The sequence below is a fragment of the Musicola paradisiaca NCPPB 2511 genome, assembly GCF_000400505.1.
Lineage (GTDB): Bacteria > Pseudomonadota > Gammaproteobacteria > Enterobacterales > Enterobacteriaceae > Musicola > Musicola paradisiaca.
In genome coordinates, this window is sequence record NZ_CM001857.1 from 1534690 (window position 1) to 1549449 (window position 14760).

The 14760-nt window shown below is 60.2% G+C and carries 9 protein-coding genes; 4 read left to right on the top strand and 5 right to left on the bottom strand.

Translation table 11 applies throughout. The features are described from left to right. Positions 1-53 precede the first annotated feature (53 nt). From DPA2511_RS06970 to DPA2511_RS06980, 3 genes are all read right to left on the bottom strand, one after another. Positions 54-2111: a sensor domain-containing protein gene (locus tag DPA2511_RS06970; protein WP_012764977.1), complete on the bottom strand. Its 2058-nt coding sequence runs from the start codon at positions 2109-2111 to the stop codon at positions 54-56. Between the two features lie 363 nt (positions 2112-2474). Then, complete coding sequence (locus DPA2511_RS06975; RefSeq protein ID WP_012764978.1) at positions 2475-3818, bottom strand: NCS2 family permease; 1344 nt, start codon at positions 3816-3818, stop codon at positions 2475-2477. Between the two features lie 33 nt (positions 3819-3851). Further along, positions 3852-5645 carry an adenine deaminase gene (locus DPA2511_RS06980; RefSeq protein ID WP_023638213.1) on the bottom strand — a complete coding sequence of 598 codons (1794 nt, stop codon included), beginning with the start codon at positions 5643-5645 and terminating at the stop codon, positions 3852-3854. Between the two features lie 126 nt (positions 5646-5771). Here DPA2511_RS06980 and DPA2511_RS06985 point away from each other — a divergent pair, with 126 nt between their 5' ends. Further along, a complete protein-coding gene (locus DPA2511_RS06985; protein WP_012764980.1) occupies positions 5772-6701 on the top strand; it encodes a LysR family transcriptional regulator in 930 nt (309 codons plus the stop codon). A gap of 116 nt (positions 6702-6817) precedes the next feature. Here DPA2511_RS06985 and katG read toward each other — a convergent pair whose 3' ends face one another. Together katG and DPA2511_RS24155 are read right to left on the bottom strand one after the other, a co-directional pair. Beyond that, complete coding sequence (gene katG, locus DPA2511_RS06990; protein ID WP_012764981.1) at positions 6818-9004, bottom strand: catalase/peroxidase HPI; 2187 nt, start codon at positions 9002-9004, stop codon at positions 6818-6820. A gap of 488 nt (positions 9005-9492) precedes the next feature. Further along, a complete protein-coding gene (locus DPA2511_RS24155; protein WP_012764982.1) occupies positions 9493-10950 on the bottom strand; it encodes a sigma-54 interaction domain-containing protein in 1458 nt (485 codons plus the stop codon). 388 nt (positions 10951-11338) lie between these two features. Here DPA2511_RS24155 and DPA2511_RS07005 point away from each other — a divergent pair, with 388 nt between their 5' ends. Genes DPA2511_RS07005 through DPA2511_RS07015 form a run of 3 tightly spaced genes read left to right on the top strand, consistent with a single transcriptional unit; the run spans position 11339 to position 14662 of the window. Next, positions 11339-12724, top strand: coding sequence for an MFS transporter (locus tag DPA2511_RS07005; RefSeq protein WP_012764983.1), 1386 nt, complete (start codon positions 11339-11341; stop codon positions 12722-12724). Positions 12725-12776: 52 nt separating this feature from the next. After that, positions 12777-13064 carry an FMN-binding protein gene (locus DPA2511_RS23650; protein WP_026595143.1) on the top strand — a complete coding sequence of 96 codons (288 nt, stop codon included), beginning with the start codon at positions 12777-12779 and terminating at the stop codon, positions 13062-13064. An 11-nt stretch (positions 13065-13075) separates the two neighbouring features. Continuing rightward, positions 13076-14662 (top strand): FAD-dependent oxidoreductase, encoded by a 1587-nt coding sequence (locus DPA2511_RS07015; protein ID WP_196805851.1) that lies wholly within the window; start codon positions 13076-13078, stop codon positions 14660-14662. The last annotated feature ends 98 nt before the right edge of the window (positions 14663-14760 follow it).

The window sequence follows — 14760 nt, forward strand, 5'->3', positions numbered from 1 at the left end:
CATACCGTACATCCCTGTACGCCCTGACGGTAGATTGATGCCCGCCATGCCGATTAGGGCAGGCTGGGCGCTGTCGGCAGCAGTTGGGTAATATCCGCCGCAGACTGCGGGCGGGAAAACAGAAAACCCTGGGCATAATCGCAGCCGATGCGCTTGAGCATGGCGCTCTGCTGGAGGGTTTCCACCCCTTCTGCGACTACCTGTAACCCCAGGCTGTGCGCCATGGCGACAATGGCGACGCACAGCTCATGGCCGACGCCGTCCATATCCTCAATGAAGGAGCGGTCGATTTTTAGATAATCGATATTGAATCTCCTCAGGTAGGCCAGCGATGAATAGCCGGTGCCGAAATCATCAATGGCGATCTGGATGCCGGCGTCGCGGAACATGTGCAGGTTGCGATTGACCCGGGGTTCGGCATTCAGCAGCAATCCTTCCGTAATTTCGATGGCGATCGCATCGCCGCTCAGCCCATGGCGATCCAGCTCGCGCAACCAGTCCATGTCGGCGAAGTCCTGGCTGCGCAGTTGTATCGGCGACAGGTTGATGGTCATCTGGAAACGGGGATCGCAGAACTGACGCCAGCGCGCCAACTGGGCGATCGCTTGCCGGGCCACCCAATTGCCTAAAGGAATAATGATCCCGGTCTCTTCCGCCAGCGGGATGAATTCCGCCGGGCTGACCAGCCCGTGCGTGGGATGATGCCAACGCACCAGCGCCTCCGCCTTGGTGATATGGCCGGTGTCCAGCGCAACAATCGGCTGATAATAGACCTCGAACTGCTCTTCCCGGATCGCTTTGCGCAGATCATTGGTCATGCGTAGCCGGGTGCGCGCCGCGTCATGTAGCGCGGGGCTGTAGTAACTGAAGCCGTTGCGACCGGCGTTCTTGGCGGCGTACATTGCCTGATCGGCATTTTTGAACAGCGCTTCGAGGTTGTCGCTGTCGGTCGGGAAGCAGGCGATGCCGATGCTTGCCGATACGAACATATTCTCACCGTCGATATTGAAGGGGTGGGAGAGATTCTCCAGCAGCGCTTTGGCGAGGGCGTCGCAATCATGGGGTTGGAACAGATCGGAAATGATGACGGCGAATTCGTCGCCGCCGAGCCGGGCGATGATGGTATCGGCGTGCTGCACGCTGTCGATGAGCCGTTGCGATACCCGGGTTAGCAGCATATCGCCCGCCCGATGCCCCATGCTGTCGTTGACGGCTTTGAAGTGGTCGAGGTCAATCAGCATCAGCGCCATGAGATTGCCGGTGCGTCGGGCGTGTTGCGCCGCCTGCTCCAGTTTGCTTTGAAACAAATGACGATTCGGCAGGTCGGTGATGGCGTCGTAGTTGGCCTGTCGCCAAATCAGTTCCTCCTGCTTCTTGCGCAGGGTGATATCGGAAAACATGCCGACATGGTTAATGATATGGCCGGCGGCATCCCGGATGACCGTGACGGTCAACTCTTTGAGGTAATCGTGACCGTTTTTATGCCGATCCCAGACCTCGCCGATCCACAACCCTTTCTCATGCAGCGCGTGCCACATCTCGGCGTAGAAAGACGGCGGATGGCGGCTGGATTTGAACATCCGCGGGTTTTTGCCGTTCACGTCGTCAAAGTGATAGCCGGTCAGACGGGAGAAGGCCGGATTGACGGAGATGATATTGTTATCGGCATCGGTGACGAAAATGGCTTCATGGCTGGCGTCGTAGACGGCGGCGGCAATCTGCTGTTGTTCGTGCGTCTTCTTGCGTTCGCTGATGTCGAGCACGTACACCAGCCTGTCGGCTTTGTGCCCGGCCTGTGCGAAAGGCACCGATTCAGACCAGACGGTCAGCAATGTGCCGTCCCGGCGTGTCACTGTCCATTCACCGCCCAGTTTGCCGCCTTCGTCCAAAAAACGCTGGTGGCGTTCCAACACTGAACCCTGCGCCTCCGGGGGAAACACCATCGTGAAGCTGCGATGGAGCATCTCCTGTTGCGTATAACCATAAATATTGCAATAGGCCGGGTTGACCGTCAGGTAATTACCACTGTAGTCAATAACGGCAATGCCGACGGGACAGCGGTCAAGGATTGCCTGAAACAGGCTATCCGAACGCCATTCTGGGGGTTGCATCGTTCGCCTTGCTATCAAGATATCTCTCCATCGAACAGAGTATGGTTGAGGTACATGCGCATAGAGTGATTATTGAAACCATAGAACAGTTTTCTTAACAACGAAGCTTTTCGGCATCACTCACGGTGAAGCTGGCGTGTTATTCAAGGTTATCGACGGTGCGGAGAAATCTCTGAGGTTTTCATGGCATGTCGGGTGAAACAAGGTACGTTTTGGCGAATGTCACGTCTGAGCTCACGCGCCGGCCGTGCGTGGCGCTGACAATAATGGCTTTATCAGCGATGACATGCAGGGGATCTGACAGGCGGCGAGTAAACGCCGCAAGATGGGGTTCGGCGACGAGAGGGATCGTCGCCGGTTGCCTTAGTGTTTGACCAGCGTGGCGAAGTAATACACCAGCGGGATCGCAAGAACCCACAGGCCAATGGGAATCTCGCGCCATTTACCGGCGACGGCCTTGATCGCGATGAAGAACAGCAAACCGCCTGCGATGCCGGTCCCGAAGCTATTGGAAATCAGCGTTACCATCACCATCATCAGCACCGGCAAGCCATCGGTCAGGTTCGCCAGATCGACTTTACGCAGGCCGCCGAACATGTTCAGGCCGATCAGGATCAGCGCCGGCGCGGTGGCTTCTTTCGGGATCATCAGCGCGACGGGGATGAAAAACAGCATCAGCAGAAACATCACCGCCGCCGCCAGCGCCGTCAGGCCGGTTTTGCCGCCCGCTTCGGCCGCCGCAGACGATTCAATCAACGCCGTGGCTGCCGGAATGCCGACCCACGGGCCCAGCGCGGCGGCAATGGAGTCCACCACAAACGGGCGGTTGATGTGAGCCATATTGCCGTGTTCGTCCAGCAGGCCGGCTTCGCCGCCGACCGCCAGCGTCGTACCCATGGTGGAGAAAAACTCCGAGGCGAAGAACACAAACAGGAAAGGCAGATAAGCGATATTCAGCGCACCGAGCATGTCCACCTGTCCCAGCACCGGGCTTAGCGAATGCGGCAGCGACATCAGGCTTTCCGGTACGCGCGTCACGCCGAACGGGATGCCCAGCAGCGTCGCCGACAAAATAGCCCATAGTATGGCGCCCGGTATGCGGCGCGCTTGCAACGCGATGGCGATCAGCAGCCCGCACAACGCTACCAGCGCGCCGGGCGCCAGAAAGTTCCCCAACATCAGCGAGCTGGTTTTGGCGTTGGCCAGTACCAGCCCGGCGTTGCGAAAGCCCAGTACGGCGACGAACAGACCGATAGAGGCGGTCAGGCCGAGCTTGATGGATTGCGGCACTGAACGTGTCACCACTTCCCGCAGCCCTAGCAATGTCAGCACGAAAAACAGAATGCCCGACCAACTGGCGATGCCTAACCCGGCCTGCCAACCGATACCGGCGCTGCCTGCGAGCGTCACGCCGACCAGCACCGAGCCGCCGATGCCCGGCCCGACGATAAACGGCAGATTGCCGTAAAACGCCATCAGCAGGGTACTGACCACAAACACCAGAATGGTGCCGGTGGTGGCCGCTCCCTTATCCATCCCGCCCGCAGCCAGCAGGCCGGGAATGACGATCAGCAGATAAGCGGCGGCGAGGAAGCCGGTGATACCGGCGAGGCATTCCACTTTGACATTGCTGCGGCGCGTCGATAACCCGAAACGGCGTTCCACCCAGCTTCCTGCTGCGGGCGCGTCTACGGAATTTTCAGCCATTGATTTCTTCTCCCTTGACCAGTTTTGCGTTGATTATGAAGTGATGTTGATAGTTGAGGTGTCGCGATACTCAATAATCGGGTCGACAATCTGACGTGTCGAACCGTCGGTCAGCCCGAGATCGGTCAGATGCGGCCCGGCGTTGCAGGCCAGGCAAGTGCCTTCAATCGCTTTGAATACCAGATACGGCGGCTGCCAGTCGACAATCTCGCCGCTGCGTTCACGCAGCGTGCGGAATTGTGCGGCCAGCTCGACGGGCGGCAGGTCGGACAACATGCCGGCGATCGGCATGGCGACGTGGGACAACACCTGCCCGTCCTGCGCCAGCGCCATGCCGCCGCCGCTGGCGATAACGGTATTGGCGGCCAGTTGCATATCGACGGGGTCGCGCCCCAACACCACCAGATTGTGGGCATCGTGGGAATAGCTGGTGGCGATGGCGCCGCGCAACTCCCCCCAACCCTCCAGCAGCGCCAGCCGAGGCGCCGCCTCATGGCGGCCGTGGCGATGCTGTACCCAAATCAGACTGAACCCCGGCGGCAGGATGACCTGCCCGTCGCGCACATCAACCTCGACGTCTCCCATTGGTGAACGAGCGCCGCGGATATGCCGCAGCGTGGCGCGGCCCTGTGTGGCGCCGGGGATGGTCATGATGAAATCACCCGTGTCGTGTGGTGTGAGGCGCAGGGTGTCCCGTGGCGGTGTGACATCGGCTGGGGCTGCGATCGGCGTAAGCAGGCGGCCGTCCTGGGCCGTCAATCGACCGGCGACGTATACCCGACGGGCGTGCAACCGCTCCAGTGAGTCGAACACCACCAGATCGGCCTGACGACCGGCGGCGATGAGCCCCAGGTCGTTGCGCTGCAAGCGGATGGCGGCGTTCAGCGTAGCGAACCGCAACACGTCCGTTGCGGGCAACCCGTGTTCGATCAGCAGATTGAGCAGGGCGATGATGCCGCCGTTTTCCAGCAACATATCGGGAGGCACGTCGTCGGTACAGACCGTAATCTGCGAAGACAGATGCGGCAGGGTCTTGAGCGCGGCGACAATCTCCGGCAGCAGGTAGGGATGAGAGCCACGAATTTCCAGCGTCAGCCCGGCGCGCAGTTTTTCCAGCGCGTCGGCGGCGGAGGTGAGCTCGTGATCAGAGGTGACGCCGGCGGCAAGATAGGCTTGCAATGCGGCGCCGCTCAGCCCACGGGCGTGCCCCTCGATCAGTTTTCCGCTGGCGAGCCCGGCGTTGAGGATTTCTTGCATACGCTCGCTGCCGTTCAGGACGCCGTGCATATCCATCACTTCCGCCACGCCGGCGATTTCCGGCCAGCCCAGCATGGTGGTCATCTCATCGCCGGCAAAGTCGGCGCCGGACATCTCCAGCCCAGGGGTTGAGGGTACGCTCGACGGTGCGGCGCAGATCACGCGCAGCGGTAGATTGCGGCTGGCTTGTACTGCGTAGCGGACGCCCTCGACGCCCAGCACGTTCGCCAGTTCATGGGGATCCCAGAATAGGGTGGTGGTGCCCTGGGCCACGACGATTTCCGCGTAGCGCGCGGGCGGCAGGTGGGAGCTTTCCACATGAACGTGCGTATCCATCAGCCCGGGGCTGATCAATAAACCGGCAAGATCGTGGATGTCAGTAGCGTGTTGCCAGGTACCGCAAGGATGCACGCTGGCGATGAGCGATCCGACGATGCCGATATCGGCATCGCGGATCTCTCCGGTGACCATATCGATCACCCTGGTGTTGGCGAGAAGTAAATCAAAGGGAATATCGCCGCGCGCGGCCTGCACCGCTCTACGACGGTTTTCGGCTGTCAATGCGGCCATGTCGTTATCCTTAAATGTTTAACGCCGTTACTCTATTCATGGTCGGGACGATTGCCCAGATGATTTAATTTATTGGCTGATAAGAAGGGTTTATTATCCGCTGAATAATTACCGGGAGAGAGAATAATGACCGAACCCTGGCAGCGCTTGCCTGCGCTTTCGCTGAAACAGCTACAGTATTTCGTGACGCTGGCCAGATTACGTCACTTTACGGATACCGCCGACCGGCTTGCTATCAGCCAGCCCGCGCTGAGTAGCGCATTACGCCACATCGAGGCTGTATTGGGGGGGCGATTGTTTAACCGTACTGCGTCGGCGGTCACGCTGACGGCATTGGGGGCGTCGGTGCTGCCCCATGCCGAACGCATACTCAATGTGGCCCAAAGCGGCTTTGAGGACATGCGGCGGATCGCGGATAACGGTGGCGACGGCTCAGTGCGTATCGGGCTGGTGCCTTCAGTCAGTTCGCTGATGTTTCCAGATGTGCCGCGCTTGCTGGCCGAGCGTTTCCCCCGGGTGCGGGTGGAATTTCACGATCATGCCAATGACTCGCTGGTTTCGTTATTGGAAAAAGGGCGCATTGATTTTGCCATCGGCGCGCTGGATAACTCCGTGCCCTCGATACTGGAGATCCACCCCTTGCAGGAGGATCCGTTGGTCGCGGTGATGCCTGCCGATGATGCGCTCGCCACGCCTTCCGGGCTGGATTGGCAACAGCTGGATTCGCGGGATATTGTCGTCTTCGCCAGGGGAAATGTGCGCCGTCTGGTGGTCGCGATGGCGGAAAGCGGCCGCTACAAGTTTCATGTGCGTCATGAGGTTTCGTACCTGGAAACATTATACGGGCTGGTACGTTCCGGGCTCGCCATCGCCATCCTGCCCCGTATTTACACCACGCATCTGCATGATAATGCGTTGAGCGTGGTGCCGTTGGAACAGCCGTCGCTGACGCGCACCATTGCGCTGATGCGCAGCCGTCACGCCACCTCGCCGCTGGTCGACGCCTGTTTTCAGGCGGTGTTGTCGATGTTCGGTGATCGTAACGCTACGGAGTGATAACGGCATGATGTGAGGGGGATTGCGTAACCCACATGAGGCTATCCCCTCGTGCGGCCGGCACCGTCGGCGGAAGGCGATATGCTCCGCCGACGGTGCACGGTGACGCCGGATGATCAGGCGATATCGAAGCGATCGAGGTTCATCACCCGCGTCCAGACAGCGATGAAGTCGCGGATGAATTTCTCCTGCGCGTCCGCGCTGCCGTAGACCTCCGCCAATGCCCGCAGTTGGGAGTGTGAGCCGAAGATCAGGTCGACGCGGGTGGCCGTCCATTTGCGTGCGCCGGTAGCCCGGTCGCGTCCTTCGAACACGCCGTCGGCGGTCGGTTTCCAGACGGTGCCCATGTCCAGCAGATTCACGAAGAAATCGTTGGTTAATGCCTGCGGACGATGGGTGAAGACGCCGTGTTGCGTATGGTCGGTATTGATGTCCAACACGCGCAGCCCACCCAGCAGCACCGTCAGTTCCGGCGCGTTCAACGTCAGCAACTGCGCTTTATCCACCAACAACGATTCGGCCGGGATACGGTAATTCCCCTTTAGGTAGTTGCGGAAACCGTCGGCGATCGGTTCCAGCACGGCGAAGGATTCAACGTCGGTTTGCTCCTGCGAGGCGTCCATCCGCCCCGGCGTGAACGGTACGCTCAGGGTGTAACCGGCGTTTTTCGCGGCGAGTTCAATACCGACTCCGCCCGCCAGAACAATCAGATCCGCCAGTGAAATGTGCGTGCTATCGGTCTGAGCATGGTTGAACGCCTGCTGAATACCTTCCAGCGTGTGCAACACGGTCGCCAACTGCGCCGGCTGATTGACCGGCCAGTCTTTCTGCGGCGCCAGGCGAATGCGCGCGCCGTTGGCGCCGCCGCGTTTGTCGGAACCGCGGAAGGTGGCGGCGGAAGCCCAGGCGGTGGAGACCAACTGCGATACCGTCAGGCCGGAAGCCAGAATCTGGTTTTTCAGGTCGGCGATATGTTGCTCGCTCACCAGCGGATGATTAACCGCAGGGATCGGATCCTGCCAAATCAGCTCTTCGGCCGGGACATCCGGGCCAAGGTAGCGGGCACGCGGCCCCATATCGCGGTGGGTCAGTTTGAACCAGGCGCGGGCGAAGGCGTCGGCGAATTGATCCGGGTTCTCGTAGAAGCGACGGGAAATTTCTGCGTAGATCGGGTCGAAACGCAGCGACAGATCGGTGGTCAACATGGTCGGCACGCGGCGTTTGGCCGGGTCGTGCGCATCCGGTATCTCGTCGGCGCCGGCGCCGTTCTTCGGCTGCCACTGGTGAGCGCCCGCCGGGCTTTTGGTCAGTTCCCATTCGTAGCCGAACAGGTTCTGGAAAAAGTAGTTGCTCCATTGGGTCGGCGTCTGGGTCCATATGACTTCAAGCCCGCTGGTGATGGCGTCGCCGCCTTTACCGCTACCAAAACGGCTTTTCCAGCCCAGCCCCTGTTCTTCAATCGGCGCCGCTTCCGGTTCCGGGCCGACCAGCGCGGCGTCGCCGGCGCCGTGGGTTTTGCCGAAGGTATGGCCACCGGCGATCAGGGCGACGGTTTCCTCGTCGTTCATCGCCATCCGCTTAAAAGTTTCACGAATGTCTTTGGCGGCGGCGAGGGGATCCGGGTTGCCGTCCGGGCCTTCCGGGTTGACGTAAATCAGCCCCATTTGCACCGCCGCCAGCGGATTTTCCAAATCCCGCTCGCCGGCATAGCGTTTATCGCCGCCGAGCCATGTCTTTTCCGCCCCCCAATACACATCCTCTTCCGGTTCCCAGACATCGGCCCGGCCGCCGGCGAAGCCGAAGGTTTTAAAGCCCATCGACTCCAGCGCGACATTACCGGCGAGGATCATCAAGTCAGCCCATGAGAGTTTACGACCGTATTTTTGCTTGATCGGCCACAACAGACGGCGCGCTTTATCGAGGTTGCCGTTATCCGGCCAGCTATTGAGCGGAGCGAAGCGTTGTTGACCGGCGCCCGCACCGCCGCGGCCGTCGCCGGTACGGTAAGTGCCCGCACTGTGCCAGGCCATGCGGATGAACAACGGGCCGTAGTGGCCGAAGTCGGCGGGCCACCACTCCTGAGAGTCGGTCATCAGCGCGAGAAGGTCGTGTTTAACGGCGTCCAGATCGAGCGTGGCGAAGGCTTGCGCGTAATTGAAATCGCCGTCCATCGGATCGGACAGGGATGAATGCTGGTGCAGGATATTCAGATTCAGTTGTTCCGGCCACCAGTCCCGGTTGGATGTGCCGCCGCTGCCGGCGGTGTTGGTCTGGTGAAAAGGGCATTTGCTTTCAGTCGTCATGTGTTCCTACCTTGTGCTCAAAGATCCTCGTTCACCTAAGGTGCGGGTGATGAACGACGGACATGAAATAGCTCGCGTCAGAGAGAGCTTGGGCGCCGTCATGTGAATTGGCCGGTCGGGCTGGCTGGACGTCTCATCAGGCAGCCTGACTGTCCCTGTTAAGCTTAGTGAGCAATGGTGAGGAGATAAAATCGGATTACATGACTATTGTGATAGCCGGTGGCTATCTGGAGTTTTATTTTTAATAGATTAATTTGACTAAAAATAGCCGACAGACGACAGCATCGCTCGGCAACTCCCGCGCGATTGATGGCCGGTGTCGCGGCGGTTTTACCCGGTGATGGCCTTGTCGTGCGCGCCAGACGCACGCTCAGTGATGTGCCGAATGCCGCGCTTGTCCCATCGTCTGCCCGTTTTATGCGCCGCCGACACCGGTGGCGCACGTCAGGCCGGGTGGCGCCGGCTCCCACGCGCTACCCCTGACGACGTTATTCCGGGCGCAGGTTGTGCCCGTGGAGTTTGCGCACGATGGTGGGTTGCGCCACGCCCAGCTTTTTCGCCACGGCGTAGGTGGTTTTGTGAGTCGCCAGCGACTGGCGCAGCACGCACCGTTCCACCTCGTCGATAATGGTTTTCAGCGGCACGTCCATTTCCAGCATGGACTGGCAGAAGCTCTCCAGTTCGCTGGCGGGGCACTGCGACGACGTGTCCGTCGGTTGCTCGGTACGGTTGCCGAGCAACCAGTGTTCGATAGTCGTGATATCGACGAAATTTTCTTCGGCGCAGATGTACATGTACTCCAGAAAGTTGCGCAGCTCCCGCACATTGCCGGGCCAGACATGGCGCTTCAGGCGGTCGATGCCGTCTGCATCGAAGCGGATGATGCGCTGGTACTGCTGGTCGAACACCCCGGAAAAAAACTCGATCAGCAACGGGATGTCTTCAGGTCTCTCACGCAGCGGCGGCAGATGCAGCGGGATGATGCTCAACCGGTAATAGAGATCGCTGCGAAACAGCCGTTGCTGAATTTTTTCCTGCAGGCTGGCGTTGGTGGCGGCGATGATCCGCACATCCAGCATGATGCTGCGAGTGCTGCCCAGCCGCTGAATTTCCTGATGTTGCAGCACGCGCAGGAGTTTGGCCTGCGCTTCCCACGGCAGCTCGCCGATTTCGTCGAGAAACAGCGTCCCTCCGTTGGCTTGTTCAAAAAAGCCCGCCTTCCCCTGGGGGGTCGCACCGGTGAACGCGCCTTTGTCGTAGCCGAACAGCTCGCTTTCCAGCAGGCTGGTCGGGATGGCGGCGCAGTTGACCTTGATAAACGGCTTGTCGGCGCGCGCGCTGAACCGTTGGATGGCGCTGGCGATCACTTCTTTGCCGGTGCCCGATTCGCCGGTGATTAACACCGGTACGTTAGTGGGCGCTATTCGGGTTAACAGTGTTCGGATGCGCTTGAGGGTATCGCTGCGGCCGATCAGCGGGATCGGCAACGTATCGCCGGTTAGCGTGGCCTGGGAAGGGACTTTCCCCAATGAGCAGATCTGACGCAACGGGTAGTTAAAGTGAGTGTGCAGACGCTGAAAAAAAGAGTCCACATAGAGGATCGATACCACATGTTTCAGGGCCCGGTGCTGGTCGTAGATGGGACGGCCGGAAACAAAGGCGCTTTTCCCCGGCAGCAATGGGTGGCTGAGCAATTCGAACGCCTCCCGCCGCTCTTGCAACACCTTGGGGGTGATGGCTTGCGAGAAGCATTTCCCTTCTTTGATGATGTCCCGAACGTTGCGGCCGATAAGGTGCTCCGGATCCCACATGGGATTCTCCGCAATATAGGCGCGGTTGACATAACGGGTGATCCCCCTGGCATCGGTGACATAGATGGGACACTCCAGGTTATCCAGGATCTCTTTGTAGTTAATGTCGCTTTCTATCATCTCTGCCATTTTCATGATTATTTTTTCTCGCAGCAAACTGTCCCCTGGCTGATAGAAAACAGTATCGTTTCACCGGCATAAAAAATGTTAAATCAGCCAGATAACTGCGACTGCGATGACATTCCATCCAGAAAGCGCAAATCGTTTCGCGATGCCCGATGCCGGTTGCATTGACCGCCGCCGTCACGGCGCCAGGCAGCAACCGCGCGCCGCTGATACGGCGGCGATAGCAAATCGATACGGAATCGCATCACCCTACCGTCGGTGCCTGAAGCGATTGACGGTACCTGTTTTTATTTTCTTTTTAATCAATAAGTTATTTTGTTTTATCTCCCTTCGCAACACTGGCATGTCCCTTGCTCAGCCCTAGACCATCGAACCCACACCCCAAGGACTCGTGCCCATGAAGCTCATGTTTTGCCAACGCGGCGCCTCCGCGTATCCGCGCATGCCGATCCTGGGGGCGGCACTGACCTTTCTGATCCAGTCCAGCGACACCACGTTGCTTTATCTGGCGCTGCCGACGCTGGCGCAGACGTTTGGGGTGGCGGTGCGCGACATGGACGCGGTGGTGCTGAGCTATCTGGCCGCCGTGGTCGTCAGTACGCCGTGTAGCGACTATCTGATGGGGCGTTGGGGGGCGGGGCGGGTTTACCGGTGGGCGCTGACGCTGTTCATGCTCGCCGCAGTGGGCAGCGCCAGCGCCACGAGCCTGGGCGCGCTCTGTCTGTGGCGCGGGTGGCAGGGGTGCGGCGGTGCGTTGATGCTGGCCTGCGCCCGGGTGATGCTGCTGCACGGCGCGGATCAACGCGAGCGGGTGCGGCGGCTCAATCAGGCCACGGCTATCGGCTTGCTGGGTACGTTGCTTGGGCCATTAGGCGGGGCGGCCTGTTTGACGCTGCTGTCCTGGCGCGGATTGTTTCTGTTGCCGCTGCCGTTGTGTCTGCCTTGTTTGTGGCTGCCCGCTGCGCGCAGTCAGCGGCTGACAACGCCGGTTTTCGATCTGCGCGGCTATGCGCTGATCGCACCGGCATTGTTGGCGTTGCTGGTGCTGTCGACCCCGAGCGGCCAGCGTCTGCTGTCACCGGCTGTCGCGTTGCTGGCGGCGGTGATCATACCGGGCCTGGCGTTGTCTTACTGGCGGCGGAGCGGCGGGCGGCATGACGGGATTTTCCGGTTCTCGCTGCTCCGGCGGCATAGCTATCGCGTGAGTCTGTTGGGGAATGTGCTGGTGCGTCTGTGTCTGGCGGCCGCGCCGCTGATGTTGTCGCTGTTGTTGCAGGCCCGCGGCGCCTCGGGCGGGCAGACCGGCGCATTGGCGCTGCTGGCGTTTTCCCTCGGCGCGCTGGGGGCGCGTCTGTTCAACGGCGTCCTGCTGGCGCGTTACGGCTATCGGCGTTTACTGAGCGGGGCCAGCCTGTCGTGCGCACTGTTGCTGATCGCCGTGGCGGCGCAAGGCGCCAGCGTATCCCTGCTGTTGACGCTGACCATGATGCTGGGGCTGTGCAGCTCAATGCTCTACAACGGTCTGAATACCCTGGCGTTTCACGATCTTGACGACCACAGCTACGGCGCGGGCAACAGCCTGCTCACGCTGGTTCAACTGATGTCCATGACATTGGGCATTTCCTTCGGTTTCCTGCTGCTGCATGCCGACGGCCTCTCTGCGTCCGGTACGCTGCCGATCGGCTACGACCGGGTATTCCGCATGATGGGCGTTGGGCTGTTGTTGTGTATCCCTCTGTTTTTTCAGCTTGAAAAACGTATCGGCAGCACCGCGTCGTCCTGACGTGGTTCCGCCGCAAATGAAGGTATTTTTATAACGAAGAAAAGGTACTGCTATGACTCATGAAAGAAAAAAATTTGGCCCACAGCGTTATCCCGCACGGTCGGTGTTGGCCGGTCTTCTGGGCTTGTGTGTGATGGGCGCTGCTCAGGCGGAAAGCATTGCTCCCGGGGATTACACCGGCAGCGCACAAGGTAAGGAAAGCAGCGTCAGCGTCACGCTCGGGGTGGATCAGAGCGGTAAGATCACCCACCTGTCGGTCAATGCCGACGGCGAAACGCCGGGGTTGGGGGCGTCGCCGGGCCTGAAGTCGGCAAGGCGATTCTGGATCAGCAAAGCCTGAGCGTGGACGGCATGACCGGCGCGACGGAAACCAGCAACGCGGTGAAAAAGGCCGCGGAAGCGGCGCTGGCGCAATCCGGCGCCGACGTCGGACGCTATAAACAGCAAATAGCGAAGGTCATCGGAGAAGCGCAGGAAATCACCACGGACGTGGTGGTGGTCGGCGGCGGCGCATCCGGTTCGGCGGCGGCGCTGGCCGCGGCGGAGCGCGGCGTCAAGGTGGTGGTGCTGGAAAAGGCGCCGTCGGTCGGCGGTGCGGGCAAGCTGGCGAGCGGCCTGTTTGCGGTCGGCTCGTCGCAGGAGAAGGCGAAGAAGATCAATTTCACCTCGGATGATCTGTTCGTCCGCATGATGGATTACAACCATTACCTCTCGAATGCGGCGCTGACGCGCGCGGTGATCGACAAGTCCGCCTCAACCATCGACTGGTTGCAGAAATACGGCGTCGACACCTATCTGTCCGACAAGAATCCCCAGCAGGCTCAGGATGAGGATCCGATTCGCTGGCAGATTTACCACCACTACAAAGACACCCGGGCCGCGTTCGACAACATGTATGCGAACCTGGCCAAAATGGGCGGCACGCTGATGACCCGGACGACCGGCCAGTCGCTTATCAAAAATGAGAACGGGGACGTCACCGGCGTGATTGCCACCAAAGCGGACGGCGGCCGTCTGACGGTGCATGCGCGTGCGGTCATCCTCGCTACCGGCGGGTTCGGCGGCAACAAGAAGATGCTGTCCGACGTGATGCTGACCGATAACATCTCGCTGCTGGCCTGGGCCAATCACGGTGAGGGTGTGAAGATGGCCTGGCAAGCCGGCGCGGCGCAGTGGAATGTTCAGTCGGCGTTGTTGCACGCCAACAAACTGGTGGGCGTGGACGCGCAGCAGGGCAGCGGTTTCAACGACAGCCCGCTGATCCGGCTGTTGAAGTCGCCGTTGCTGTGGGTTGATGTGTCCGGTCAGCGTTTTGCCGATGAGGGCCTGGTGTATGACACCGCGTACTGGTCCAACGCCAGCTACAGTGTGGGCGGCAACTATTTCATCGTGGTGGATACCCCAACGCTGAAGGCCTACAGCCAGGGTCAATTGCCGTTCGACATTTCCGGCGCGGGTGCGCCCAACCCCACCGGTGCGGGCGATTTCGTCGCGCTGAGCGAGGCGGGCGTCAAATCGGGCAATGTCCTCAAAGGGAATACGCTGGCCGAGCTGGCGAAAAACGCCGGCATGGCGCCGGAAAAACTCTCCGCGACCATCGCGACTTACAACCAGATGGTGAAAAACAAAAAAGACACGCTCTACCTCAAGAATGCCAGGTATCTGACGTTCCCCGTCAGCACCGGGCCGTTCTACGCCTTCAAGGCGCAGGAAGTCAGCTTGAGTACGCTGGGCGGGGTGCGCGTCAACGAGCAATTACAGGCCACGGATAAGAATATTAAATCGATACCGGGTTTGTACGTGGTCGGCAACGACGCCGCCGGGTTCTATACCACGCCGGCTTATCCCCCTTATCAGGGGCTGGCGAACGGTTATGCCTTCAACACCGGACGCATCGCCGGCGAAAACGCGGCGCAGTTCGTGAAAGGGGCGAAATAACGCTAACCGGGCGGCGGGGTGGCGCGTTGCGGGCGCCATCCTGACGCCCTGGCCCTGATGATGGTTCCTGCTTGCCTGGCGGATGTGCTCTGGCGGGA

Coding starts and splice junctions, on each gene's coding strand:
- DPA2511_RS06970 (WP_012764977.1), bottom strand. CDS start 2,111: ATGCAACCCCCAGAATGGCGTTCGGATAGCCTGTTTCAGGCAATCCTT.
- DPA2511_RS06975 (WP_012764978.1), bottom strand. CDS start 3,818: ATGGCTGAAAATTCCGTAGACGCGCCCGCAGCAGGAAGCTGGGTGGAA.
- DPA2511_RS06980 (WP_023638213.1), bottom strand. CDS start 5,645: ATGGCCGCATTGACAGCCGAAAACCGTCGTAGAGCGGTGCAGGCCGCG.
- DPA2511_RS06985 (WP_012764980.1), top strand. CDS start 5,772: ATGACCGAACCCTGGCAGCGCTTGCCTGCGCTTTCGCTGAAACAGCTA.
- katG (WP_012764981.1), bottom strand. CDS start 9,004: ATGACGACTGAAAGCAAATGCCCTTTTCACCAGACCAACACCGCCGGC.
- DPA2511_RS24155 (WP_012764982.1), bottom strand. CDS start 10,950: ATGAAAATGGCAGAGATGATAGAAAGCGACATTAACTACAAAGAGATC.
- DPA2511_RS07005 (WP_012764983.1), top strand. CDS start 11,339: ATGAAGCTCATGTTTTGCCAACGCGGCGCCTCCGCGTATCCGCGCATG.
- DPA2511_RS23650 (WP_026595143.1), top strand. CDS start 12,777: ATGACTCATGAAAGAAAAAAATTTGGCCCACAGCGTTATCCCGCACGG.
- DPA2511_RS07015 (WP_196805851.1), top strand. CDS start 13,076: ATGACCGGCGCGACGGAAACCAGCAACGCGGTGAAAAAGGCCGCGGAA.